The sequence below is a fragment of the Streptomyces sp. NPDC051180 genome (assembly GCF_040689545.1).
In the GTDB taxonomy this organism is placed as follows: Bacteria; Actinomycetota; Actinomycetes; order Streptomycetales; family Streptomycetaceae; genus Streptomyces.
The window spans coordinates 111,230-134,762 of the sequence record NZ_JBFBBC010000015.1 but is presented as its reverse complement, the minus strand read 5'-3'; the positions used below and the strand labels follow the sequence as shown (position 1 = coordinate 134,762).

The following is a 23,533-nucleotide window of genomic DNA, read 5'->3' as shown; positions in this document are numbered from 1 at the left end:
GACCCCCCACTGGCCCGTGGACCGGCCCGCGGTCCCGCTCGTAGCGTCGTCGGCATGAGAAACGAGACCAGGGGAACCGTCGAACTCACCCTCGCCATGGTGCTCTCGGGCACCCTCGGCGTCTTCGTCGTCGAGTCGGGCGCCTCGCCCTTCGAGGTGGTGTTCTTCCGGTGCCTCTTCGGGGCCGCGGCCCTCGGCGCGTACAGCCTGGCGCGGGGCTTCTTCACCGGCCACGGGTTCACTCCGGGGAAGCTGGGGCTCGCCGCGCTCGGCGGGGTGTTCATCGTCTTCAACTGGGTGTTCCTCTTCGAGGCGTACGAGGCCAGCTCGATCTCCCTCGCGACCGTCGTCTACCACACGCAGCCGTTCTTCCTGGTGCTGCTGGGAGCGGTCCTCACGAGGGAGCGGATCTCCGCCGGGAAGCTGGGCTGGCTGGCCGTCGCCTTCGCCGGGCTCGTGCTGGTGTCGGGGGTGCGGCCGGGGGACACCGCGTCGCTGAAGGGGCTCGGGTTCGCGCTCGCCGCGGCCGTGCTCTACGCCCTGTCGACCTTCGTCACCAAGCGCATCACCGGCGTACGGCCCCATCTGATCGCGCTCGTCCAGGTGCTCGTCGGCATCCCGCTGCTGCTGCCCTTCACCGACCTGGGGGCGACCGCGGGGCTGGGCGCCGGGTGGGCCTGGCTCGTCGGGCTCGGACTGATCCACACCGGGCTCATGTACGTGCTGATGTACGCGGCCTACGCCAAGCTGCCGACCGCCAAGATCGCCGTCCTGGCCTTCACCTACCCGGCGGTCGCCATGGGGGTCGACTGGGCGGTCTACGGCCACCACATCGGGCTCGTGCAGGCGCTCGGGGTCCCGCTGATCGTCCTGGCGAGCCTGAGGGTCACCCTCGCTGCTCGGACACGAGGCGACGCGCCTGCTCCACGAACAGCCGGACGTGCGCCGGAAGCCGCTTCCCCCGTCGCCACGCGAGCTGCGTGAAGAGCGTGAAGGGCGCCTCCCAGTCCAGCGCGACCAGCGCCCCGGACGCCAGCTCCCCGGAGACGGCGACCCGGGGCAGCAGGGCGACCCCGAGGCCCGAGGCCACGCCGCGCTTGGTCGCCTCGATCGTGCCGAACTCCATGAACGGCGGGGCCCACTCCCGCAGCTCCCGCTCGAAGAGGTCGCGGTACGGGCAGCCCGGCTCGGTGCCCACCAGCTGCGCCCCGGCGAGGTCGGCGCCGGTCAGCCCGGTACGGCCGGCCAGCGGGTGGTCCGGGCCGGCCACCAGGACCAGCGGCTCGGGCGCGAGGACCTCCGACTCCAGGCCCTCGTGCTCCGTCTCCGGCTCCATCAGGAAGCCGACGTCGTACGTGCCCTGCCGCAGGGCCTGGCGGGTCTCGTCGCCGAGGGTGGGCCGCAGGGTCAGCCGGACCTTCGGATAGCGGTGGTGGAAGTACTCCAGGAGCGGCGGCAGCCGGTAGGAGGTGAGCGACTCCATGGTGCCGACGGCGATCGGGCCGGAGGGCTCCGCCGAGGCCGCGACGGCCGTCCGGGCCTCCTCCGCCAGCTCGGCCATGCCGCGGGCGTACGGCAGGAGGCGCTCCCCGGCCTCGGTCAGCCGGATGCGGCTGCCGAGCCGCTCGAAGAGCTCCACGCCGAGCGAGGACTCCAGGGTGCGGATCTGCCCGGTGACGCTGGACTGCGCGTACCCGAGGTCTGCGGCGGCCCGGGTGAAGGAGAGGACGTCGGCCACCTTCTCGAAGGTGGCGAGGAGCCGCAGCTCCATCAGCTCTCGGTCTCCTCGCCGCGCGCCTTGCCGCGGTCGGTGTCGTCGCCGCGCTCCCGCTTCCTCAGCTCCTCCTCGCGGCGGCGCAGGTCCGCCTCCCAGTCCTCCAGGCGGGAATCGTCGGCGGCCGGCTTCCGGTCGGCGGCGCCCTCCTCGCGGAGGGACTTCAGGAACTCGGGGTTGTCGTCGGGGGCGACCCACCCGGAGGACGCACGGCCGCCGGCGCGGGCGCGGCGCTGCTTGCCCGCGACGAGCCAGACGATCGGGCCGACGATCCAGAAGAGCAGGACGATGATGACCCAGACGACCTTGGGCAGGTGCTTGACCTCGTCCTCGGGGGTGTTGAGGCAGTCGATGAAGGCGTAGATCGTCAGCGCCAGCGGCAGGATGTACATCAGTGCCCTGAGCATGTGGGAGAGCCCCCTGGAAGCAACGGCGGAGGCCGGTTCGACGGCCCCGGTGACGAGTCAAGCCTAGCCGGTGGCGGATACTGGCCCCTATGGCTTACGACGATCTCCGCTCGCTGCTCAGGGCCCTGGAGCGCGAAGGCGACCTCAAGCGCATCAAGGCCGAAGTCGACCCGTACCTGGAGGTCGGGGAGATCGTCGACCGGGTGAACAAGGCGGGGGGCCCGGCGCTGCTCTTCGAGAACGTCAAGGGCTCCGCCATGCCGCTCGCGATGAACGTCTTCGGGACGGACCGCCGCCTGCTCAAGGCGCTCGGCCTGAAGTCGTACGGCGAGATCAGCGAGAAGATCGGCGGGCTGCTCAAGCCCGAGCTCCCGCACGGCTTCGTCGGCGTCCGGGAGGCGTTCGGCAAGCTCGGCTCGATGGTCCACGTGCCGCCGAAGAAGGTGAAGTCCGACGGGGCGCCCGTGCACGAGGTCGTGCTCACCGGCGACGACGTCGACCTGGACCTGCTCCCGGCGCTGTTCACCTGGCCGAAGGACGGCGGCTCCTTCTTCAACCTGGGGCTCACCCACACCAAGCACCCCGAGACGGGTGTGCGGAACCTCGGCCTCTACCGCCTCCAGCGGCACGACAAGCGCACCATCGGCATGCACTGGCAGATCCACAAGGACAGCCGCAACCACTACGCGGTGGCGGCGGCGAAGGGCGAGCGGCTGCCGGTCGCGATCGCCTTCGGCTGCCCGCCGGCCGTCACGTACGCCTCGACGGCCCCGCTGCCGGGCGACATCGACGAGTACCTCTTCGCCGGCTTCGTGCAGGGCAAGCGGATCGAGATGGTCGACTGCAAGACCGTCCCCCTCCAGGTCCCGGCCAACGCCGAGGTCGTCGTCGAGGGCTGGCTGGAGCCGGGCGAGATGCTCCCGGAGGGCCCCTTCGGCGACCACACCGGCTTCTACACGCCGCAGGAGCCCTTCCCCGCCCTGACGATCGACTGCATCACCATGCGGAAGCGTCCGCTGCTCCAGTCGATCGTCGTCGGCCGGCCGCCGACCGAGGACGGGCCGCTGGGGCGGGCGACGGAGCGGTTCTTCCTCCCCCTGCTCAAGATCATCGTGCCGGACATCGTCGACTACCACCTGCCGGAGTCGGGCGGCTTCCACAACTGCGCGATCGTCTCGATCGACAAGAAGTACCCGAAGCACGCGCAGAAGGTCATGCACGCCATCTGGGGCGCGCACATGATGTCGCTGACCAAGCTGATCATCGTGGTCGACAAGGACTGCGACGTCCACGACCTGCACGAGGTGTCCTGGCGGGCCCTCGGCAACACCGACTACGCCCGCGACCTCACGGTCGTCGAGGGTCCCGTCGACCACCTCGACCACGCCTCCTACCAGCAGTTCTGGGGCGGCAAGGCGGGCATCGACGCCACGAAGAAGCTGCCCGAGGAGGGCTACACCCGGGACGGCGGCTGGCCGGACATGGTGGAGTCGGACCCCGCGACGGCGGCCCTGGTGGACCGCCGCTGGAAGGAGTACGGGCTGTGACCACGGCCGCCGTACCGGGCGCCACACCGGGGCGCACGAAGTCGTTCCTGCGCCTCGTGATGATCGAGCACTCGGTCTTCGCGCTGCCCTTCGCCTACATCGCGTCCCTCACCGCGATGTTCCGGCTCGACCGGAACATCCACTGGTGGACGCTCTTCCTCGTCACCGTCTGCATGGTGGGCCTGCGCACCTTCGCCATGGCCTGCAACCGGATCATCGACCGCGAGATCGACGCCCGCAATCCGCGCACCGCCCAGCGCGAGCTGGTCACCGGCGCGGTCTCGGTGCGGTCGGCGTGGACCGGGGCCGGCATCGCCGTCGTCGTCTTCCTCGGCGCCGCGGCCCTGCTCAACCCGCTGTGCCTGGCCCTCGCGCCGCTCGCCGTGATCCCCATGGTCGTCTACCCCTACGGCAAGCGGTTCACGAACTTCCCGCACGCCATCCTGGGACTCGCCCAGGCGATCGGGCCCATCGGGGCCTGGCTCGCGGTGACCGGCGAGTGGTCCTGGGAGGCGGTGATCCTCGGCCTCGCGGTCGGCGTCTGGATCGGCGGCTTCGACCTGATCTTCGCCTGCCAGGACGTCCAGGCCGACCGGGCGCACGGCGTGATGTCCGTACCGGCCCGCTTCGGCGTGCCGGCCGCGCTGTGGGGCGCCCGCGTCTCCGCGGTCGTCACCACCGCGCTGCTCGTCTGGTACGCGGTGGCGACGGACGCCGGGCTCTTCTTCTGGGTCGGCCTGGTGATCGTCGTGGCCGCCTTCTGCTACGAGCACACGATCGTCACGCCGCACGACCTGTCCCGGCTCAACCGGGCGTTCTTCACGACGAACGGCTTCATCGGCATCAGCCTGTTCGTCTGCGCCCTGCTGGACCTGCTGGTCCGCGGGCTGTCGGTCTGACGGGCGGACCGCGGGGCCGTCAGGCCCCGCCGGTGAAGCTGTCCAGGAGCGCGTCGAGACCGGCCGCCAGGCCCTCGGGGCCGCCGTGCCGGGCGAGCGTCGGCGCCGCGGCCCGCAGGCGGGGGAACTCGTCGGCCGGCATGCGGTGCAGACCGAGCCGGAACGCGGGGTCGGGCTCGTCGGGATTGTCGACCATGGCCCGCAGGTCCCCCAGGACGTAGCCGAGGACCCAGCTGCTCACGGCCCGGAAGGCCATCACCGTGGGCTCCTCGTCCAGCCCGGCCCGGCCGAGCAGGGCCAGGAGCCGCTCGTGGGCCCGGAGGACGGCCGGGGCGCGGCGGGCGAGCGGCACCGCCAGCATGCGGGTGGCCAGCAGCGGGGCCACGTGGGGGTGTGCGAACGCGACCCGGTAGGTCTCCCGGGCGACCCGGTGAAGCTCTTCCCGCCATCCGGGTGCCTCCGGGGAGGCCGCGAGCCGTTCCTCCAGTTCGGCGCAGAGCGCCTCGACCAGGCCGTCGAGCAGCGCGTCCTTCCCGGCGGCGTACCGGTACAGCGCCATGGCCTCCACCCCGAGCTCGGCGCCGGTCCGGCGCATGCTCAGCGCGGACAGCCCCTCGCGGTCGACCAGGGCCAGGGCGGCGGCCAGCACCTTCTCGCGGCTCAGCCTGCCGTAGCGCCCGTGGTCGCCGGCGCGCCGACCCGGCGCCCTGCGCCCCTGCGGGGGCTCCTTCTCGCTCGCCATGTGCCCGCCTTGACCGGAGACCATCCAGGGATAAAGTGTACATATACGTCGTAAACGTACGGTGCATCCGACAGGCGAACCGCCTCGCACCGCGTTCCGGCGGACGGCCTCCGCAGCACGGACACCGAACCGTGCACCGATTCGATCCGGAGCCATCATGACCACGCACCCGACCCTGTCGCCGAGCACCGACTCCCGGCCCGTCGACGACCACCCCGTACGCCGCTCCACCGACCCGCCGCCGCACCCGATGCGACGCGCCGGCGACAAGGTGCCGACCCGGCCCGCCGTCAGCCTGGTGGTCCCGGCCCTCAACGAGGCGCGCAACATCCCCTGGGTCTTCGAACAGATCCCGGACTGCGTCGGCGAGGTCCTCCTGGTCGACGGCGACTCCCACGACGCCACCGTCCGCGTGGCGACCCAGATCCTGCCCACCGTCCGCAGCATCAAGCAGCAGGGCAAGGGCAAGGGCAACGCCCTGCGCACCGGCTTCCTGGAAGCCCGCGGCGACTACGTCGTCATGATCGACGCCGACGGCAGCATGTCCCCCGCCGAGATCCCGCACTTCGTGCACTTCCTGGAGAACGGGTACGACTTCGTCAAGGGCTCCCGCTTCGTCGAAGGCGGCGGCTCCCTCGACATCACCCGCTTCCGCCGGCTCGGCAACCACGCCCTGCTCGCCCTGGTGAATCGGCTCTACGACGCCTCGCTCACCGACCTCTGCTACGGCTTCTGCGCCTTCCGCCGCACCTTCCTCGACCAACTCGACCTGCACGCCACCGGGTTCGAGATCGAGGCCGAGATGATCGTGCACGCACTGCGCTCCGGGCTGCGGATCGCCGAGGTCCCCAGCCTCGAACTGCCCCGGCGCAACGGCCGCTCCAACCTGCACGCGATCTCCGACGGCCGCCGGGTGCTCCGGACGCTGCTGTCCGAGCGCCCCGGCGCCATGGCCGCGGCCGCCCCGCGGGAGGGGAGCACGCCGTGACCCCGGTGCCGCCCGGGCCGGCCGCGCCGATGCCCGTCGTGGACATCGACCTCGCCGAGCCCGGAGCCTTCCGGCGCCCCGGCGGCCGGACCCGGAACGCGCCGACCGGCCGCGCGCTGGGCCTCGTACGGCTCCACGGACGCCCGCTGGGCATGACCGAGGCGTCCGGCCTCGAACCCGCGGAGCTGTGGCGGGCCTTCGAGACGGCGGCGCTGCGCGAGTTCCCCGACGCCGCCCGCGGCCACCGCCCCCGGCCCGGCGACGGACCCCCCGTGCGCGGCGGAGCACCCGAGATCAGCGTCGTCGTCGCGACGCGGAACCGGGCGGGAATGCTGCGCGACTGCCTGGACTCGCTGCTGGCGCTGGAGTACCCGCGGTTCGAGATCCTCGTGGTGGACAACGCCCCGGCGGACACGTCCGCCCGCGACCTGGTCGGCCGTCGGTACGCCGCGTCCGGCCGGTCCGACGGCCCCGCCGTCCGCTACCTGCACGAGCCCGTGCCCGGGCTGGCCCGCGCCCACAACCGCGGGCTCGCCGCCGCCCGCGGCCCGATCGTCGCCTTCACCGACGACGACACGCTCGTCGACCCGCGCTGGCTGACCGCGCTCGCCGAGCCCTTCCTGTCCGACCCCAGGACCGGGTGCGTCACCGGTCTCATCGTCCCGGCCGAACTGGACACCGAGGCGCAGGTCGCGCTGGAGCGGCACGGCGCGTTCGCCAAGGGATACACCCCGAGGACCTGGTCGCTGCGGGCCCCGCCCGCCGACCCCCTCTTCCCCTTCACCGCGGGCCGGTTCGGCTCCGGCGCGAACATGGCGTTCCGCACACGGCTCCTGCGCGAGCTCGGCGGATTCGACCCCGCCACCGGCGTCGGCACCCCCGCACGCGGCGGAGACGACCTGCTGTCGTTCTTCCGGGTGCTGGCCCGCGGCCGCTCCCTCGCCTACGAGCCCGGCGCGATCGTCTGGCACCGGCACCGGAGGACCCCCGAGGCCCTGGAGGCGCAGGCGTTCGGCTACGGCGCGGGCCTCGGCGCCTACCTGGCCGGGGCGCTCGTCCACGAACCCCGCATGCTGCCCGCGCTGCTGCGACGGCTGCCCGGCGGGGTCCGGTACGCCCTGGCCAGGAGCCGGGAACGCGCCGGAGCGGACGCCCCCACCGGCGAGCCGTCGACGCGGATCGCCCGCCTGGAGCTCCGCGGCCTGCTCTACGGCCCGGTGGGCTACCTGCGCAGCCGCCGCGAGGAACGGCGGCTGCAGCGGCGGTCCGCGCACCGCCCCGGCGGCCGCGCCCACCCCGACACCCGGAGGCGGGGCGCAGCACGATGACCGACCAGTCACCCCGGCGGGGACCCTCCGTGTCCGCCTTCCACGCCGCCCCCACCCCCCACCCCGCGCGGCACGCCCGGACGTCCCCCGCGCCCACCGGCGACGGGCCGCCCCCGGCCCCGCGCGGCGCCCTCGGCGCGACGGTCAGGTCCGGCGTCCGCTCGGTGTTCTCCCGCGACCCGCTGCTGCGCAACGGACACCTCCTCGCGATCAGCTCCCTCGTCAACGCCGGTCTCGGATCGGTCTTCTGGGTCCTCGCCACGCGCTGGTACGAGGACGAGGTGGTGGGCGTCAGCTTCTCCGCGCTCTCCATGGCACTGCTGCTCGCCGGCGTCGGACAGCTCAACCTGAACGACTTCCTCATCCGCTTCGTCCCCTCCGCCGGCCACCACACCCGCCGGCTGATCCTCACCTGCTACGCCGTGAGCGCCGGCGTCAGCGCCCTGGCGGCCTCCGTCTTCCTGCTGCTCGTGCCCACCGTCGCCCCCGACCTGGACTTCCTGCTCAACCCCGTGGCCGCCGTGTGGTTCGTCGCCGCCACCGCCGGATACGCCGTCTTCGTGATGCAGGACGGCGCGCTCACCGCGGTGCGCCGACCCGGCTGGGTGGTCGCCGAGAACACGGTCTTCGCCGTCGTGAAGATCGGGCTGCTCGGCATGGGCGCGGTGCTGGCCTTCGAGTCCGGCATCCTGCTCTCCTGGGCGGGGGCGCTCGCCGTCTCCCTCCTCGTCACCAACTACCTGCTGCTGCGCCGGGCCGTGCCCGACCACGTACGGACGTCGACGGTGGCCCAGCGCCCCGAGCGGGCCCTGCGGTACGCGGCCGCCGACTACACCGGCTCGCTGTTCCGGATGGCGGCGTACACCCTCGTCCCGCTGATCGTCCTGAACAACCTGGGCGCCGACCAGAGCGCCTACTTCTCCCTCACCTGGGTCGTCGGCTACGTCCTCTACCTGGTCACCCGCAACCTGGGCAGCTCCCTGGTGGTGGAAGCCGTGCGGGACCCGGCGCACCTGGTCGACCACGCGAGGAGGGTCCTGCGCCACACGGGCCTCCTCCTCGGGGCGGGCGTCGTCCTCGTGCTCGCCCTGGCGCCCCTGATCCTCTCCGTCTTCGGGACCGCCTACGCCGAGGAGGCCACCACCCTGCTGCGGCTGCTGGCCCTGTCCGCGCTGCCGAACATCGTCGTCAGCATCGCCATCGACGTGTCGCGGGCCCGCCGCAGGCTGCGCTGGGCCGTCGGACTGCAGATCGCGGAGTGCGTGCTGGTGCTCGGACTCACCAAGCTGCTGCTGCCGGTCATGGGGATCACCGGGGCCGGCGTCGCCTGGCTGGCGACCACGTCCCTGCTCGCCGCACTGCTGCTGATCTGCCGCACGCACTGGCTCACGGCCGGAACCCGGAGGTCCTCGTGAACACCCTGCCGAGCGTCACCGTCGTCGTCTGCGCCTACACCCTGGACCGGTGGGACGACATCCGGGCGGCGATCGGGTCCCTGCACGCCCAGCGGCACCCCGTGGACGAGATCGTCCTCGTCGTCGACCACTGCCCCGAGCTGCACGCGCGGGCCACCGCCACCTTCGACGGCATCCGGATCCTCACGAACACCGGACGCCGCGGACTCTCCGGAGCCCGCAACACCGGAGTCCAGGCCGCCCGTTGCGAGGTCGTCGCCTTCCTCGACGACGACGCGGCCGCCGAACCCGACTGGTCCGCCCGGCTGCTCGCCCACTACACCGGCCCCGACGTCGCCGGGGTCGGCGGCCTCGTCCGGCCGCGGTGGACCACCCGGCGGCCCGCCTGGTTCCCGCCCGAGTTCGACTGGGTGGTCGGCTGCTCGTACCACGGCCTGCCCGAACACCTCGCCCCGGTAAGGAACTTCATCGGCGCCAACATGTCCTTCCGCCGCTCCGACGTGCTCGCCGCCGGAGGGTTCCGCGCCGACCTCGGACGGGTCGGCACCCGCCCGCTCGGCTGCGAGGAGACCGAGCTCTGCCTGCGCATCGCGGCCCGCCGCCCGGACGCCGTCCTGCTCCACGAGCCCGCCGCGGCGGTCCGCCACCGGGTCCCCGCCGCCCGCGCCACCTGGGCCTACTTCGTCTCCCGCTGCTACGCGGAGGGCCTGTCCAAGGCGCAGGTCGCCCGGCTCGGCGGCAGCCACGCCGCCCTGGCCAGCGAGCGCGCCTACCTGCGGTCGACGGTCCCCCGCGCCTTCGCCCGCGCCCTGCGGCCCGGCCGCCCGGCCGGCCTGCGCACGGCAGGCGCCCTCGCGGGCGGCGTCGGGGTGACGGTCGCGGGGTACGCGAGGGGCCGCGCCCGGCGCCTCGCCCCCGCGCCCCGCACGGGCCCCGCCACCGGGACGGACGCGCCGGCCGTCGGCCGGCCGGCCCCGGCGGCCGGAGGAGGACGACCGTGAGCGCCGGCCCGGCGGCGGACGTCGCGCGCAGCCCCGTCCCCGTCTTCCTCTACCACTCGGTGGCGGACGACCCGCCGTCCTGGATCGCGCCGTTCACCGTGACTCCCCGGACCTTCGCCGAGCAGCTGGCCGTGATCGCCGACAGCGGACTGCGGGTCGTGCCCCTGCGGCGGCTCGTCGCCGCGCAGCGCGGAGGCCCGCCGCTGCCGGCCCGGTCGGCGGTCCTCACCTTCGACGACGGCTTCGCCGACTTCCGCGCGACCGTCCTCCCGCTGCTGGCCTCCCTGGGCCTGCCCTCCACCCTCTACGTCACCACCGGCGTGCTGGACGACACGGACCAGGGTCCCTTCCCGTCGGGGTCGCGGATGCTGAGCCGGGCCCAGCTCGGCGAACTGGACGCGCTCGGCGTGGAGATCGGCGGCCACACCCGCACCCACCCGCAGCTCGACACCCTCCCGGCCGGCCGGCTGCGGGACGAGGTGCGGGGATGCGGACGCCACCTGGAGGACCTCCTGGGGCATCCGGTGGACGCCTTCGCCTACCCCCACGGCTACTCCAGCCGCGCGGTGCGGGCCCAGGTGCGCGAGGCGGGGTGGACCTCGGCGGCGGCCGTGCGCGACGCGTTCAGCTCGGCGGACGACGACCCGCTGCGCATCGCCCGGCTGATGGTCCGCGCCGACACCGACCGGGACCGGTTCCTGCGGTGGACCCGAGGGGACGCGGCGCCGGTCGCGCCGTTCCCCGAGAGCGCCCGGACCCGGGGCTGGCGCGCCTACCGGCGGCTGCGGGCCCGGCTCAACGTGCCCTATCAGGCCCTGTCCTGAGAGTCGGACCCGTCGGGCCACCGCCGTGCCCGGAGGGTCAGTGCTGCCACACCCGTACCCAGTCCACCTGCATCCGGGCCTCGTCGACCGCCGCGGGCGGTGCCTCGGGCACGCCGACCGCCAGGTTGAGCAGCACCTCCATCGGAACGTCCGGGATCCGCTCCGGATTCGTCACGCGGAGCCGCTCGACGCCGTCGACGTACCAGACCAGCGCGTAGGGCTCCCACAGCACTCCGTAGACGTGGAACCGTCCCGAGAAGTCGGCGGGGCCGAACGTGCCCCGCTGCCGGGCCCGTTCGCCGTCGGGCTCGATCCAGTGCACGTACATGTGGACCGTGCTCGTGGAGCCGAGGAACTCCATGATGTCGATCTCCGGCGGGGTGAAGCGGGATGCCGGCATCATCCAGAACGCCGGGAACATGCCCGCCTCGGCCGGGATGCGGACCGATGCCTCGACGTACCCGTAGGTGAAGGTCCGGCGGGGCTCGCCGTACCACTGGTCCCGCCCGGTGGAGACCATGCCGGACCGCCAGGGGTAGGTCTTGCCGTCGCTCCCGCGCGTGTCGTGGCGCTGCGCGGTGAGGGTGAGCTCGCCGCCCCGGACGGAGACCTGCTGCGGCAGGTACCACTGGAGCTCGTTGTTGCCGCTGTTGGTGCAGCCGTCCCGGTTCCAGTCGTAGCAGGTGGCCCACCGCGAGGTGTCCAGAGCCGTGCCGTCGAACTCCTCGTCCAGCACGAGCCTCCAGGGCCCGAGGGGCACCGGTTCGGACGCGACGGGCAGCGGGGTGGCGGCGCCCTCCCCGCTGCCCGCCGGGCCGTTGCAGGCGCTGAGCGCCAGCAGGGCGGAGGCCAGGGCCAGCGCCGCCGTCCGCCGGCGGGACCGGGGCGTGTGGCCCCCGGTCACCGCGCTCTGCCCGCGACGGACCCGGCGACCCGGCGGGCCGCGAAGTCCGTACCGCAGACGAAGCGCATGAGGGGACCGAAGGTGGGGGCCGCCGCCAGGCTGGTGAAGTACAGGCCGGGTACGGACGACTCGAACCCCGCCGACAGCACGGGCGCGCCGCCGGGCAGGGTGCGCACCGACCGCCGCAGGGACGGCTCCAGGAGGGCGAGCCGGTCCACGTCCACGCGGTAGCCCGTGGCCGCCAGGACGTGGTCGGCGTCCACGACCTCGGTCGCTCCAGCGCGGTCCGCCAGCTCCAGCCGGACCGTCCCGTCGTCCTCCTGACCCCGGGCCCGGGCCGAGACGACCCGGTGGCCGCACATCACGGGGAAACGGCCGTCCACCCGGTCCCGCAGCCACCAGGCGCCCGAGGGTCCGAGAACGGTCCGCAGGAAGTGGTTGCGCACGGGGAGCGGCAGGCGGCGGTAGGGACCCGCGGCGCGGCTGACGGCGGCGTGGGACCAGCCGGGGCCCAGCGGGGAGGCCGGTTTGAGCAGCCGGGTCGACCGGGGGCGGGACGACGGCAGGTCCGTCTCCGGCGGCGTGCCGAACAGGAGTGACCCGGTACGCGCGATCACCGTGGGCCGGGCCCCCGCCTCGTACAGCAGCGCCGCGCTCTCCAGCGCGGACTGGCCGGCCCCCACGACCACGACCCGGCGGCCGGCGAACCGGGCGAGGTCGCCGTGCTCGCACGGATGGGACGCGAGGCCCGCGGGGAAGAGCGGGGCCAGCCCGGCGGGCCGGTGGGCGTACGGGACGAGACCGCTGGCCACCACCACGGAGCCCGCGGTGATCTGCTCACCGGAGTCCAGGGTGACGCCGAACGCGCCGTCCACGGCCCGTACGTCGCGGACCGTCGTGCGCTCCACCGCAGGCACCCGGCACTCCTGGAACCAGCGGCCGTACGCGACGAACTCGTCGACCGGGATCGGGTACGTGTCGCCCACCGGCGGCCTGCCGTGGACGGCGCGGAAGTCGGCGAACCGGTGGTTCTTCTCGGGGGCGGAGATCGACGAAGCAGTCGGGACGGACTTGAGGTACATGCCGTCGGGCATGTGTGCCTCCCAGCTCTTCATCGGCTCGCCGAAGACCCGTGTGGGGACGCCGGCCGCTCCCAGCCAGGCGGCCGTGGCGAGTCCGTAGGGACCGGCTCCGACGACGACTGCGGGCAGCCGCCCGCGGCCGGTGCTGCCAGGCTCCGGGGCCATCTCAGAACTCCTCTCGCCCCCCTGCGTCCCCCTCAACCAGATTGCACCGCGTCGTCCCGATCCCGCGCGCGGGAACCGAGGGGCAGCAGTGCCAGCACGGAGGTCAGCCCGGCCAGCACGAGCAGGGCCCGAGTGGCGGTGAAGAGCTCCACGAGGAACAGGCCCACGGCCACGAGGGTGGCCAGGGCGAGGCCGAGCGTCACGGCGAGCAGGGCGGCCTCCAGGAGCGCGTACCGGCGGGCGTCGCGCCCCGCGGCGGCGGGGCGCAGGGCGAGGACGGCCGCGAGTCCGGGGCAGACGAGCAGGAACGCGGTCACGGCCGTCACCCGCACCGGCGACCCTTCCGGCAGCAGGGTGGCGATCAGGGCGAGCCATCCCGAGGCGGCCAGCCCCCACCGGGGGAGTTCCCCGGTCGCGGGAGGCCCCGGGCGGGGGGCCGTCCCGGTCACGGCACGCCTCCGGCGGACCGTGGGGTCACATAGCGGTAGACGACGGCGTCCTCGTCGGCGAAGACCCGGGTGAAGCCCGGCGCGTCCGCGAGTGCGGACTTCAGCCGCTCCGAGGTGTCGGCCGGCAAGGAGCCGGTGAGGTAGCCGTTCATGTCCTGGGCCCGGCTGAGGATGAGATACGCGGGCCGCTCCTCGGTGGCGCCGTAGGCGAAGGCGGTCACTCCGGCCACCGGGTGGTCCACCAGCCTCCGGGTGTCGTGGGGGTCCTGGTAGGCCAGCTCGATCCTGGGGTGCCGGTCGTAGCCCATGTCGATGCCGGGGACGTCCGAGGTGAGCATGATGATCGTCGAGTCCGGCGGGGCGTGTTCGGTCACGTAGCGGGCGGCGGCCACCTCGCCGGGAGTGAAGCGGTTCACGGCCTCCTTGCCGTAGTAGCCGAAGACCAGGCCGCCGAGCAGGGCCAGGAACACGGGGTAGACGACGAGCGTGCGCGGGGCGAACCGCCGCCCGTCCGACGGCAGCAGGAGGGCCGCCACCAGGAACGCCGCGGCGGGCAGCGCGAACAGGTAGGCCCGGAAGAGCATCTCGCCGCCGTAGGCGTTGACGGCGAGCAGCGGGATCGGGGCGACGGCCAGCAGCGGCAGGCCCGTGCGTCGGGTCCAGGGGCGGACCAGGAATCCCGCCACGGCCAGGACGACGACCGTCGCGGACAGCCCGCGGTCGATCCAGGAGAGCAGGATCTGCCCCGGCGCGGCGTCCCCCAGCGGGGCCAGCCCGGCCGTGACGTTCCGGTCGGGCTGGACGAGGGACTGCGTCAGATTGCCGATGTGCTCGGAGATGTACGAGCGGGCCACGGTGGTGTCCCAGACGGCGGTGAGGGCGACCGTGGCGCCGAGCAGGGGCAGCACCACGGGGCGGTTCCGGCGCGGGAACGACAGCGCCACCAGGGCACTGATCAGCATCAGCGGGGTGAGGGGATGGGAGACCACGACCGCGGCAACGAGCACCACGACGGCCGCGAGCAGCGTCGGCGGCCAGCCGCCCCGGCGGCGTGGGTCGGGCCGGGGAAGGGCCGACGACGGCAGCTGTCGGAAGACCAGGGCGATCACGGCCAGGAAGAGCAGGAAGGCGAAGGTCTGCGGCGCGAAGTAGTCCTGGCCCACCCAGGAGCAGCTGTAGAAGATCCAGGCCGCGCCCCACACGAGCCTCCGGTCGCGGGTCACGCACCGGTACAGCAGGAGCAGCGGGGCGAGCAGCAGGGCGTTGGCGAACGCGGGCGTCCAGGCGGCGTAGCCGACGGCCGAATCCAGGCCGGTGGCCCGCAGGAACAGCGCGTTGAGCTGGAAGAAGCCCGGCCAGTCGTTGTAGACGGAGAACTTGTTCGCGTTCGGCACCTCGCCGCCGTGGCGCATCATCGCGTCGACGACCGCCAGGTGTTTCCAGGCCCAGGAATAGCGCAGCGTCGGGTACAGCAGCGTGGGGGTGGCGTGGATCAGGGCGATCAGACCGAGCAGGTACCCGGTCAGCCAGGCGCCGTGCGTGCGGCGGTCGCTCAGTGCGAGGCAGAAGCCCAGGGTGAGCAGGAGGAGCGCGACCCAGAAGAGCGCGGGCAGTACCTGGAGGAGCCCGAGGTCGCGCATCTCGTCGAGCGGGACCGAGCGCAGGGACAGCAGCCACAGGACGAGGGCGAGGGGGAGCAGGCCGCGCACGGCCCAGTGTCGGGCCGCGCGGGAGCGGTCGCCCGGCGACGGCCCGGCCCTCGCCCCGGTGCGATCGCGTGTTCCTCCCGGGGCGGCCGCCGCCCGGGCGTCGTCGCGATCCCGGTCGTGGCCGGCGGTCACCCCGGTGCCGTCGCGCGGCCCGTCCCGCATGCCCGTCATGGCACGCCCGGACATCGGGCGGTCGCGCACGGCGCGGGTGCGACGGTGACGTGCGGCCGGCGGTGGGTCCGGCCGAACTTCCGGGTCCCGCGCGGGATTTCCGGCGTGTGGCGCGGCCGGCGAGGGCTGTCGGTGCCCCAATGCTCCGCAGGGTGCGTGGCGCTCGCGGCCTGTTGGGCGGGAGCGTGCTCGTCGACTCTCCACAAGACGGACATAGCGGTACCAACTTTAGAACACCCTCTATTTCGCCGCCTTATGGGACAATATGTATGGCGAAGGGGGGTCGTCGGCCCGCGGCCCGCCCGCGCGTGCGGGCGAAGGGAGAACCGTGGGACACGTCTCGGACGGAATGCCTCTCGACCCGGCGGTACCCGCGCTGCTCGCCAAGGTCGGCCGGTACCCGCAGCACCACGGCGGGCTGGGAGTCGTACGCACCCTCGGCCGGTCGGGGGTCACCGTGCACGCGGTCGTCGAGGACCGACTCACCCCGGTGGCGCTCTCCCGCCACCTGTCCCGCGCGTTCGTCCGGCCGACCACCGGCCTTGAGGAACCCGACGCGCTCGTCGCCGTCCTGCTCGCCATCGGCCGCTCCGTCGCCGCCCCCTGCGTCCCGGTGCCCACCGACGACGAGGCCGCGATCCTGTTCGCCGAGCACGCCGACGTCCTCTCCGAATGCTTCCTGCTCCCTCCCGTGCCCCCCGGGCTCCCGCGGCGCCTGGCCGGGAAGGCGACCCTGCACGCCATCTGCGAGGAGCTGGGTGTCGGCTCGCCCCGAAGCCGGGCACCCGCCGACCGCGACGAACTTCTCGACGCGGGCCGGGAGCTGGGCTTCCCCGTCGTCCTCAAGAACCGCGACGCGTGGACCAGGCTGCGCACCCCCGCCGTGGGCGCCACCACCGCGATCCGTGACGAGCGCACGCTCCTGGCCCGGTTCCCGCCGGGCGCCCTGCCGCCCGTCCTGGTGCAGGAGTACATCCCCCGCGAGGACGCCGAGGACTGGATCACCCACCTCTACTGCGGCGCGGGCGGCGCGCCCCGGGTCGTCTTCACCGGCCTGAAACTGCGGTCCTGGCCGCCGCACGCCGGGGTCACGACCCGGGCCGTGGCCATGGACAACCCCGCCCTCGGGGCCCTCGCCGCGGATCTCTGCCGCCGGATCGGCTACTGCGGCGTGGCGGACCTCGACTGGCGTTACGACGGCCGAGACCGGCGCTACAAGCTGGTGGACTTCAACCCGCGGACCGGAGCCCAGTTCCGGCTGTTCGAGAACGTGCACGCGGTGGACGTCGTCCAGGCCCTGCACCTCGACCTGACAGGCCGTGACGTGCCCGCGGGCCCCCAGGCCGACGGGCGGGTGTTCGTGGCCGGACAGCTCGACCTGCCGTCGGCGCTGGCCTCCCTGCGCGAGGAGCACCGGGTGCCGACGGGGCTGCTGCCGTCGGCGGGGACCGAGCGCGCCTGGCTCAGTGGCGACGACCCGCTGCCGGCCGTGGCCGAGGCGTTCCGCTTCCTCGGCACGGTCGCCCGCCGGGTCGGCCGGGACGTGCGGAGCAAGGCGGTGGGAGGCCGGGTCTGACGGGTCCGGCGGGCTCGGGGGAGCCGGTCGTCCGCCCTTGCCCCGGCCTGGCATTCCCCGGCCGGATAGGCTCACCATCGTGGAGTCGCAGGAGATGAAGAGTCGTCGGCCCTGGGTGGTGGGGGTTTCGGGGGCGTCGGGTACGCCGTACGCCGCCGCCGTGCTGAGGGGGTTGCTCGACGCGGGGGAGAGCGTCGATCTCGTCGTGTCGCGGGCCTCGCGGCTCACGCTGCTGGACGAGACGGGGATCGCCTTCCGTGACGCCCACTGGCGCGAGGACCTGGCGGCCTGGCTGGCGCGGGGCGCCGACGGGAAGCCGGACGCCTTCGATCTCTCCGGCGCGCTCGACGACGTGCGGTACTGGGCGGCCGGCGACCTGGCCGCGGGGCCGTCCTCGGGTTCGTACCCGGCGAAGGGGATGCTGGTGGTCCCGGCCTCGACCGCCGCGGTGGCGGGTGTGGCGCTCGGACTCTCGAAGGACCTGCTCCAGCGGGTGGCGAGCGTGACGCTGAAGGAGCGGCGGCCGCTGGTGGTCGCCGTGCGGGAGACCCCGCTGAACGGTCAGACGCTCAAGCACATGGTGGCGCTGGACGAGGCGGGCGCCGTGGTGCTGCCCGCCTCTCCGGCGTTCTACGCGGGGGCGACGCACATCCAGGATCTGGTGGACTTCGTCGCCGGGCGGGTGCTGGACGCGGCAGGGGTGCCGCACCGGCTGTACCGCCGTTGGGAGGGAGAGCTCGGTCGTGGGAGTGCTTCCCAGCGGACCGAGGGGGGCTCCCGGTCGTGATCAGCGCTTCTTGGCGTGCTTCTTCGCGGCGCGCTTCGAGGCGGCGGACGGCAGGTGGGCACGCGAGCGGTTGGCCAGGTCCTGAAGCTCGCGCATGCGTGCGTAGGCCATCTCGATCGTGTACACGGTGAACACCACTCCTGAAAGATCGTCTTTGATCTGCTGAAAGATTCACAGGGCGTCTTCCCTGTGTACCTTAGATTCTATACCTAAACTCGCGGTATCGCTGGACAATGGAAGGTTCTTCCCTATGGACGCCGTGGACAGGCAGCTCATCCAGGCCCTGCGCGAGAACGGCCGTGCCTCGTACGCCGAGCTCGGCCGCCTCGTGGGGCTCTCCGGCCCCTCGGTCACCGACCGCATCAACCGCCTTGAGGCGGCCGGAGTCATCACCGGCTACCGCGCCACCGTCGACGCCGCCTCGCTCGGCCTCGGCGTCACGGCGCTGATCGGCATCTCCCTCTCCGACGCCGCCGACCACGAGGACGTGGCCCGCCGGCTCAAGGACCTGGCCGAGATCGAGGACTGCTGGTTCATCGCCGGCGACGACTCCTTCATGCTCAAGGTCCGCGTCAACGACGTCGACGGCCTGGAGAAGACGATCCGCCGGCTCTCCGGCACCAAGGGCGTCTCCCGCACCCGCACGACGATCGTGCTCTCCACCAAGTGGGAGAACCGCGTCGGGGAGCTGCCCGAGGAGGAGTGACGCGCAGCGGCGATGGGGGTACCTCCCGCCCGGAGGGTGGGGAGTACGGTGGTCAAGCCTGAATTCGGAGATAAAGGGAGGCGGCCGTACATGGACGCGGGACTCAAGCGCGAACTTGAGCAGAAGGTCCGGGACGGTGAGCGGCTGAGCCGTGAGGACGGCGTCGCGCTGTACGAGTCCGACGACCTCGCCTGGCTCGGCGGTCTGGCCCACGAGGTCCGGACCCGCAAGAACGGCGACGTGGTGCACTTCAATGTCAACCGGCATCTGAACATGACCAACGTCTGCACCGCCTCCTGCGCCTACTGCTCCTTCCAGCGCAAGCCGGGCGAGAAGGACGCGTACACCATGCGCATCGAAGAGGCCGTGCGCCTCGCGAAGGCGATGGAGAACGAGAACCTCACCGAGCTCCACATCGTCAACGGGCTCCACCCCAACCTGCCCTGGCGCTACTACCCCCGCTCCCTCTCCGAGCTCAAGAAGGCCCTGCCGAACGTCTCCCTCAAGGCGTTCACGGCCACCGAGATCCACCACTTCGAGACGATCTCCGGGATGTCCGCCTCCGACATCCTCGACGAGCTCATCGAGGCCGGTCTGGAGTCCCTGACCGGCGGCGGCGCCGAGATCTTCGACTGGGAGGTCCGCCAGCACATCGTGGACCACCGCACCCACTGGGAGGACTGGTCCCGGATCCACCGCCTCGCGCACGCGAAGGGGCTCAAGACCCCCTCGACCATGCTGTACGGGCACATCGAGGAGCCGCGCCACCGCGTGGACCACGTGCTGCGGCTGCGCGAGCTCCAGGACGAGACCGGCGGCTTCCAGGTCTTCATCCCCCTGCGCTACCAGCACGACTTCGTCGACATGCAGGACGGCAAGGTCCGCAACAAGCTCCAGGCGCGCACCACGATGGCGACCGGAGCCGAGGCGCTGAAGACCTTCGCGGTCTCCCGGCTGCTCTTCGACAACGTCCCGCACGTCAAGGTCTTCTGGGTCATGCACGGCGTCCAGACGGCGCAGCTCGCGCTCCAGCACGGCGCCGACGACATGGACGGCTCGGTCGTCGAGTACAAGATCACTCACGACGCCGACAACTACGGCACCCCGAACAAGCTCGGCCGTGAGGACCTGCTCGAACTCATCCGCGACGCCGGCTTCCGGCCCGTCGAGCGCAACACGCGCTACGAGATCATCCGCGAGTACCCGGGCCCCGACCCGGAGCGGCGCGAGTCGCCGCAGCTCATGCGGTTCTGAGACGTACGGCGAAGGGCCGGCGGGGACACCCCCCGCCGGCCCTTCGCCGTGTCCGCCCCCCGGCCGCGCCCCGGGGAGCCCCTCACGACTCCGTGCGCTCGACCGGGATCCAGAGCTCCGCCCGCGCCGTCGTCCAGTCCGCCGAGGGCAGGACGCTCAACAGCTCCGGGCCCGGCCGGCTCGCGTACGGGTTGGACGGGAACCACTGGGTGAAGACGTCCCGCCAGAGGTACTGGAGCGACTGCGGGAACGGCCCGTCGTCCTCGAAGACGGCCCACGTGCCGGCCGGCACGTCGAGCGCGTCGAACTCCGCCGGGACCGGGGCGGCGCTGACGGCCCCGTGCCAGTAGTCCAGCTCGGCCCCCTCCTCCCGGCTCTCCGTGAGGTGCGTGACCGCCGAGATCACCCCGGCCGGCCGCCCGTCCGAGAGGAGGGCGAGGCGGTCCAGGGCCTCCTGCCCGATGGACCGGATGTGCGCGGCGATCGCCGGGTTCTCCCCCTCGTGGACCAGGGGGACCCTGGCCCCGCGCCCGACGATCCGGAAGGCTTCCTTCTCCACGACCCTGTACCGCATGGTGCTGTTCCCTTCGACGACGAGGCGGAAGGACATCCGCGGCTGGGAGCGCAGCGCCGCACCAGTGCGGCGGGCCTCCCCGGGGCCGACGCCGTGCACCGCGCGGAACGCGCGGGCGAACGCCTCCCCGGAGCCGTAGCCGTAGCGGACCGCGATCTCCAGCAGCGTCCGCTCCCCGGCGAGCACCTCGGCGCCCGCGACGGTCAGCCGCCGGCGCCGGACGTACTCCGACAGGGGCATCCCCGCCAGCGCCGAGAACAGCCGCCGGAAGTGGTACTCCGAGGTGGTCGCGATCCGGGCGAGCACGGCCGGGTCGAGGTCGCCGCGGAGGTGCTCCTCGACATGGTCGAGTGCCTCGTTCAGCCGCTCCAGCACGTGGTCCGTCCTTCCTGTTCCGTGTCCTCACCGTAGGAAGGCCGGTGCCCCGCGGACCCGGCAATCCGTGCCCGTTCCGGTCGGGTCACCGCAGCGGCAGCAGCATGATGATGTCGTCACGGTCGTCGCCGGGGGCGACGCGGATGGCGTCGGGGACGCGGCCGACCTCCTTGTAGCCGCACTTGGCGTAGAAGGCGTCGACGCCGGTGCCGCCGCGGCAGGTCAGCCGGACGGCCTCGATCGCGGAGAAGCCGTCGGCGGTGCGGGCGGTGTGCTCGACGGCGGCCATCAGGTCGGCGCCGTACCCCTTGCCCTGGTGGGAGGGGTGGACCATGACGGTGTAGAGCCACACCCAGTGCGTCATGAGGGGGTGGTCGTTGAAGGTGAAGAACGCGGTGGCGGCGACCGCACCCTCCTCGTCGCGGCCGACGAGCAGACGGGTGTCGCCCCGGGCCATCGCGACGAGGTGCCTGAGCAGTGCGGGGCGGATCTCGTCCGGCGTCACGGGAGGGACGAAGCCGACGGCGCCGCCGGCGTCGGAGACGTCGGCCCACAGGGCGAGCACGCCGTCGCGCAGGGCGGTGTCGACGGCGGGGTCCACCTCGAAGGTAAGGGTCATGGCTGAATATTATCTATTACTCGCCAGGCTCCTCAAGGGTTCCGGGACCCTGGCCGCGCGGTCCGCGGGGGCGGGCGGCAACCCCGCTCCCGGCGGGCACCCCCGCCCGTGCTTCACTGGAGGGACTCGTCCTGTATGGGATCTTTCGGAACGGAAGAGTGGACTGACATGCTGCGCTACACCCTGCTGCGGCTCGGGATCTTCGCCGGGTGCTTCCTCGCCCTGTGGGGCCTCGTCTACGCCGGCGTGCTGCCGCGCGGCCTCGGCGACTCGAACCTGCTCTGGGTCCTCGTCCTCTCCCTCGTCATCTCCGCCCCGCTCAGCTTCGTCCTCCTGCGCGGCGCGCGTGACCGGGCGAGCGAGGAGGTCGTGGCGAGGGTCGACCGCGCCAAGGACCGGCTCGCCGCGAACCGCTCCCAGGAGGACGCGCTCTGACCGCGCCCTGACCCCGCACGACCCGTGGGCGACCCGTGCGGGAGCTGTGTAAAGGCTGCGTAAGCTTCCTCACAGACCACACCGCGGACCGCACCACCCCGGACACCCCAGCCGGAGCTTCCAAGGCTCCCGCCTGGGGTGTTCTGCGTTTCGGAGGCGGAGAGCGGATCTCGCGCCCCAAAGAATGGCTTTGAGGTTCTCAAAGTTCAAGTGTTAACGTGTTCGACATGACGACAGCAGTGCGCCCCTCTCATGCCGCGAGCACCCCGCTCGTGGCGCGCCTGCACGTCGATCTCTGCCGCTGTATGTCCGCGGTCTGTTGCCGCGAGCTCTGACCTCCCCGGCATCATGCAGCGGCCCGCGCCCGAGCGCGTGCGCGCCGCACCCCCGTCCCCGTAGTGCCCCGATACGCACCTGTGGAGTGTGTCTGTGTCCGCGTCCGCGACGCCCGAGGCGAAGTCCCCGGCCTCCTCCCGCATACCGAAGGTCCCCTTCTGGGTCCAGATCATCGCCGGTCTGGTCCTCGGCGCCCTGCTCGGCTGGATCGCCCGCAGCCAGGACGTCTCCTGGCTGAAGGAGACCCTCGGCCAGGTCGGCGACATCTTCGTCCAGCTGCTCAAGCTGGCCGTCGCCCCGCTCGTCTTCTTCGCGATCCTGGTCTCGATCACCAACCTGCGGAAGGTGAACAACGCCGCCCGGCTCGCCACCCGCACCCTGCTCTGGTTCATGATCACCTCCCTGATCGCGGTCGGCATCGGCCTCGCGATCGGCCTGATCACCAACCCGGGCTCGGGCACCGGCCTCACCCCGCAGGACGGCAAGCTGCCGAAGCGCGAGGGCTCCTGGATCGACTTCCTCACCGGCATCATCCCGACGGACGTCATCACGCCCTTCACCGAGCTGAACGTCCTGCAGATCGTCTTCATGGCCGCCGTCGCCGGCATCGCCGCCCTCAAGCTCGGCGACCGCGCCAAGCCGATCCTCACCCTCTCCGAGTCGATCCTGGAGCTGCTCCAGAAGGCCCTGTGGTGGGTCATCCGCCTCGCCCCGCTCGGCACCGTCGGCCTCATCGGCTTCGCCATCGCCGACTACGGCTGGGACCTGATCGGCAAGTACGCGACCTTCACCGCCGACATCTACGTCGGCTGCGCCCTGGTCCTCTTCGGCGTCTACCCGCTGCTGCTCGCCACGGTCGCCAAGGTCAACCCGCTCCACTTCTTCAAGGGCGCCTGGCCCGCCATCCAGCTGGCCTTCGTCTCCCGCTCCTCGGTCGGCACCATGCCGGTCACCCAGAAGGTCACCGAGCGCCTCGGCGTCCCGAAGGAGTACGCCTCCTTCGCCGTCCCGTTCGGCGCCACCACCAAGATGGACGGCTGCGCCGCGATCTACCCGGCGCTCGCCGCGATCTTCATCGCGCAGATCTTCGACGTGCAGCTCGGCATCGGCGACTACCTCCTCATCGCCTTCGTCTCGGTGATCGGCTCCGCCGCCACCGCCGGTCTCACCGGCGCCACGGTCATGCTCACCCTGACCCTCTCCACCCTCGGCCTCCCGCTGGAGGGCGTCGGCCTCCTCATGGCGATCGACCCGATCCTCGACATGATGAGGACGGCGACCAATGTGGCCGGCCAAGTCGTCGCACCGGTCATCGTGGCCTCGCGGGAGAAGATCCTCGACGTCGACAAGTACAACGCGGTGACGACGTCCCCGGTGGACGAGCCCGAGCCCGAGCCCGTGCTGGCCGCCTGACGGTCGCTCGTTCCACCACGTGCCCCCCTCCGCGCCCCGGACGGGGGCACGTG

Annotated in this window: 24 protein-coding genes; 14 read left to right on the top strand and 10 right to left on the bottom strand. The window is 72.7% G+C overall.

The genetic code is table 11. The annotated features are described in order from the left end of the window. The first annotated feature begins 54 nt into the window (after positions 1–54). Positions 55–984, top strand: a complete 930-nt coding sequence (locus AB0424_RS25050) for a DMT family transporter (protein ID WP_366308770.1) — start codon at positions 55–57, stop codon at positions 982–984. On the opposite strand, the gene AB0424_RS25045 is transcribed toward AB0424_RS25050, so the two are convergent. Further along, complete coding sequence (locus AB0424_RS25045) at positions 887–1,771, bottom strand: LysR family transcriptional regulator (RefSeq protein ID WP_366308769.1); 885 nt, start codon at positions 1,769–1,771, stop codon at positions 887–889. The genes AB0424_RS25050 and AB0424_RS25045 overlap by 98 nt on opposite strands. Next, the gene (locus AB0424_RS25040) at positions 1,771–2,181 is read right to left on the bottom strand and encodes a PLD nuclease N-terminal domain-containing protein (RefSeq protein WP_366308768.1); all 411 of its coding nucleotides are present in this window, start codon (positions 2,179–2,181) and stop codon (positions 1,771–1,773) included. The genes AB0424_RS25045 and AB0424_RS25040 overlap by 1 nt, the downstream gene beginning before the upstream one ends. An 89-nt stretch (positions 2,182–2,270) precedes the next feature. Here AB0424_RS25040 and AB0424_RS25035 point away from each other — a divergent pair, with 89 nt between their 5' ends. Together AB0424_RS25035 and mqnP are read left to right on the top strand one after the other, a co-directional pair. Continuing rightward, entirely contained in the window at positions 2,271–3,728 is a 1,458-nt protein-coding gene (locus AB0424_RS25035; protein ID WP_366308767.1) for a menaquinone biosynthesis decarboxylase, read from the top strand. Next, positions 3,725–4,627: a menaquinone biosynthesis prenyltransferase MqnP gene (gene mqnP, locus AB0424_RS25030; RefSeq protein WP_366308766.1), complete on the top strand. Its 903-nt coding sequence runs from the start codon at positions 3,725–3,727 to the stop codon at positions 4,625–4,627. Before AB0424_RS25035 ends, mqnP begins: the two co-directional genes overlap by 4 nt. Before the next feature lie 19 nt (positions 4,628–4,646). Here mqnP and AB0424_RS25025 read toward each other — a convergent pair whose 3' ends face one another. Beyond that, positions 4,647–5,369: a TetR/AcrR family transcriptional regulator C-terminal domain-containing protein gene (locus AB0424_RS25025; protein ID WP_366308765.1), complete on the bottom strand. Its 723-nt coding sequence runs from the start codon at positions 5,367–5,369 to the stop codon at positions 4,647–4,649. A gap of 157 nt (positions 5,370–5,526) precedes the next feature. Between AB0424_RS25025 and AB0424_RS25020 the strand changes: the two genes are divergently transcribed. The 5 genes from AB0424_RS25020 to AB0424_RS25000 are packed head-to-tail and all read left to right on the top strand — an operon-like array spanning position 5,527 to position 10,925. After that, positions 5,527–6,357, top strand: coding sequence for a glycosyltransferase family 2 protein (locus tag AB0424_RS25020; RefSeq protein WP_366308764.1), 831 nt, complete (start codon positions 5,527–5,529; stop codon positions 6,355–6,357). Continuing rightward, positions 6,354–7,685 (top strand): glycosyltransferase, encoded by a 1,332-nt coding sequence (locus AB0424_RS25015; protein ID WP_366308763.1) that lies wholly within the window; start codon positions 6,354–6,356, stop codon positions 7,683–7,685. The genes AB0424_RS25020 and AB0424_RS25015 overlap by 4 nt, the downstream gene beginning before the upstream one ends. Before the next feature lie 29 nt (positions 7,686–7,714). Beyond that, the gene (locus AB0424_RS25010; protein WP_366308762.1) at positions 7,715–9,100 is read left to right on the top strand and encodes a teichoic acid transporter; all 1,386 of its coding nucleotides are present in this window, start codon (positions 7,715–7,717) and stop codon (positions 9,098–9,100) included. Then, on the top strand, positions 9,097–10,101 hold the full coding sequence (locus AB0424_RS25005; protein WP_366308761.1) for a glycosyltransferase family 2 protein: 1,005 nt from the start codon (positions 9,097–9,099) through the stop codon (positions 10,099–10,101). The genes AB0424_RS25010 and AB0424_RS25005 overlap by 4 nt, the downstream gene beginning before the upstream one ends. Next, entirely contained in the window at positions 10,098–10,925 is an 828-nt protein-coding gene (locus tag AB0424_RS25000) for a polysaccharide deacetylase family protein (RefSeq protein ID WP_366308760.1), read from the top strand. The genes AB0424_RS25005 and AB0424_RS25000 overlap by 4 nt, the downstream gene beginning before the upstream one ends. A gap of 37 nt (positions 10,926–10,962) precedes the next feature. Here AB0424_RS25000 and AB0424_RS24995 read toward each other — a convergent pair whose 3' ends face one another. From AB0424_RS24995 to AB0424_RS24980, 4 genes are read right to left on the bottom strand one after another with little or no spacing between them, the layout of a single operon-like run. Continuing rightward, positions 10,963–11,829 carry a glycoside hydrolase family 16 protein gene (locus AB0424_RS24995; protein ID WP_366308759.1) on the bottom strand — a complete coding sequence of 289 codons (867 nt, stop codon included), beginning with the start codon at positions 11,827–11,829 and terminating at the stop codon, positions 10,963–10,965. After that, complete coding sequence (locus tag AB0424_RS24990; RefSeq protein WP_366308758.1) at positions 11,826–13,076, bottom strand: NAD(P)-binding domain-containing protein; 1,251 nt, start codon at positions 13,074–13,076, stop codon at positions 11,826–11,828. The genes AB0424_RS24995 and AB0424_RS24990 overlap by 4 nt, the downstream gene beginning before the upstream one ends. Positions 13,077–13,108: 32 nt before the next feature. Further along, positions 13,109–13,525, bottom strand: coding sequence for a hypothetical protein (locus AB0424_RS24985; RefSeq protein WP_366308757.1), 417 nt, complete (start codon positions 13,523–13,525; stop codon positions 13,109–13,111). Beyond that, complete coding sequence (locus AB0424_RS24980) at positions 13,522–15,234, bottom strand: glycosyltransferase (RefSeq protein WP_366308756.1); 1,713 nt, start codon at positions 15,232–15,234, stop codon at positions 13,522–13,524. The genes AB0424_RS24985 and AB0424_RS24980 overlap by 4 nt, the downstream gene beginning before the upstream one ends. Positions 15,235–15,733: 499 nt before the next feature. Between AB0424_RS24980 and AB0424_RS24975 the strand changes: the two genes are divergently transcribed. Next, entirely contained in the window at positions 15,734–16,981 is a 1,248-nt protein-coding gene (locus tag AB0424_RS24975; protein ID WP_366308755.1) for an ATP-grasp domain-containing protein, read from the top strand. A gap of 94 nt (positions 16,982–17,075) precedes the next feature. Next, positions 17,076–17,768, top strand: coding sequence for a UbiX family flavin prenyltransferase (locus AB0424_RS24970; RefSeq protein WP_366308815.1), 693 nt, complete (start codon positions 17,076–17,078; stop codon positions 17,766–17,768). Here AB0424_RS24970 and AB0424_RS24965 read toward each other — a convergent pair whose 3' ends face one another. Then, the gene (locus tag AB0424_RS24965; protein ID WP_366308754.1) at positions 17,769–17,906 is read right to left on the bottom strand and encodes a hypothetical protein; all 138 of its coding nucleotides are present in this window, start codon (positions 17,904–17,906) and stop codon (positions 17,769–17,771) included. 112 nt (positions 17,907–18,018) lie between these two features. Here AB0424_RS24965 and AB0424_RS24960 point away from each other — a divergent pair, with 112 nt between their 5' ends. Together AB0424_RS24960 and mqnE are read left to right on the top strand one after the other, a co-directional pair. Then, the gene (locus tag AB0424_RS24960) at positions 18,019–18,474 is read left to right on the top strand and encodes an Lrp/AsnC family transcriptional regulator (RefSeq protein WP_366308753.1); all 456 of its coding nucleotides are present in this window, start codon (positions 18,019–18,021) and stop codon (positions 18,472–18,474) included. A gap of 90 nt (positions 18,475–18,564) precedes the next feature. Further along, positions 18,565–19,728 carry an aminofutalosine synthase MqnE gene (mqnE, locus tag AB0424_RS24955; protein ID WP_366308752.1) on the top strand — a complete coding sequence of 388 codons (1,164 nt, stop codon included), beginning with the start codon at positions 18,565–18,567 and terminating at the stop codon, positions 19,726–19,728. A gap of 82 nt (positions 19,729–19,810) precedes the next feature. On the opposite strand, the gene AB0424_RS24950 is transcribed toward mqnE, so the two are convergent. Beyond that, positions 19,811–20,677: an AraC family transcriptional regulator gene (locus tag AB0424_RS24950; RefSeq protein WP_366308751.1), complete on the bottom strand. Its 867-nt coding sequence runs from the start codon at positions 20,675–20,677 to the stop codon at positions 19,811–19,813. 85 nt (positions 20,678–20,762) lie between these two features. Beyond that, complete coding sequence (locus tag AB0424_RS24945) at positions 20,763–21,296, bottom strand: GNAT family N-acetyltransferase (RefSeq protein WP_366308750.1); 534 nt, start codon at positions 21,294–21,296, stop codon at positions 20,763–20,765. Between the two features lie 168 nt (positions 21,297–21,464). Between AB0424_RS24945 and AB0424_RS24940 the strand changes: the two genes are divergently transcribed. Both AB0424_RS24940 and AB0424_RS24935 read left to right on the top strand, forming a co-directional pair. Beyond that, positions 21,465–21,731 carry a DUF4229 domain-containing protein gene (locus AB0424_RS24940; RefSeq protein WP_366308749.1) on the top strand — a complete coding sequence of 89 codons (267 nt, stop codon included), beginning with the start codon at positions 21,465–21,467 and terminating at the stop codon, positions 21,729–21,731. Positions 21,732–22,160: 429 nt separating this feature from the next. After that, the gene (locus AB0424_RS24935; protein ID WP_366308748.1) at positions 22,161–23,480 is read left to right on the top strand and encodes a dicarboxylate/amino acid:cation symporter; all 1,320 of its coding nucleotides are present in this window, start codon (positions 22,161–22,163) and stop codon (positions 23,478–23,480) included. Positions 23,481–23,533: the final 53 nt, after the last annotated feature.

What these genes read in the sequence shown, in the direction of transcription:
- AB0424_RS25050 (WP_366308770.1), top strand. Translation starts at nt 55, where the DNA reads ATGAGAAACGAGACCAGGGGAACCGTCGAACTCACCCTCGCCATGGTG.
- AB0424_RS25045 (WP_366308769.1), bottom strand. Translation starts at nt 1,771, where the DNA reads ATGGAGCTGCGGCTCCTCGCCACCTTCGAGAAGGTGGCCGACGTCCTC.
- AB0424_RS25040 (WP_366308768.1), bottom strand. Translation starts at nt 2,181, where the DNA reads ATGCTCAGGGCACTGATGTACATCCTGCCGCTGGCGCTGACGATCTAC.
- AB0424_RS25035 (WP_366308767.1), top strand. Translation starts at nt 2,271, where the DNA reads ATGGCTTACGACGATCTCCGCTCGCTGCTCAGGGCCCTGGAGCGCGAA.
- AB0424_RS25025 (WP_366308765.1), bottom strand. Translation starts at nt 5,369, where the DNA reads ATGGCGAGCGAGAAGGAGCCCCCGCAGGGGCGCAGGGCGCCGGGTCGG.
- AB0424_RS25020 (WP_366308764.1), top strand. Translation starts at nt 5,527, where the DNA reads ATGACCACGCACCCGACCCTGTCGCCGAGCACCGACTCCCGGCCCGTC.
- AB0424_RS24990 (WP_366308758.1), bottom strand. Translation starts at nt 13,076, where the DNA reads ATGGCCCCGGAGCCTGGCAGCACCGGCCGCGGGCGGCTGCCCGCAGTC.
- AB0424_RS24970 (WP_366308815.1), top strand. Translation starts at nt 17,076, where the DNA reads ATGAAGAGTCGTCGGCCCTGGGTGGTGGGGGTTTCGGGGGCGTCGGGT.
- AB0424_RS24960 (WP_366308753.1), top strand. Translation starts at nt 18,019, where the DNA reads ATGGACGCCGTGGACAGGCAGCTCATCCAGGCCCTGCGCGAGAACGGC.
- mqnE (WP_366308752.1), top strand. Translation starts at nt 18,565, where the DNA reads ATGGACGCGGGACTCAAGCGCGAACTTGAGCAGAAGGTCCGGGACGGT.
- AB0424_RS24945 (WP_366308750.1), bottom strand. Translation starts at nt 21,296, where the DNA reads ATGACCCTTACCTTCGAGGTGGACCCCGCCGTCGACACCGCCCTGCGC.
- AB0424_RS24940 (WP_366308749.1), top strand. Translation starts at nt 21,465, where the DNA reads ATGCTGCGCTACACCCTGCTGCGGCTCGGGATCTTCGCCGGGTGCTTC.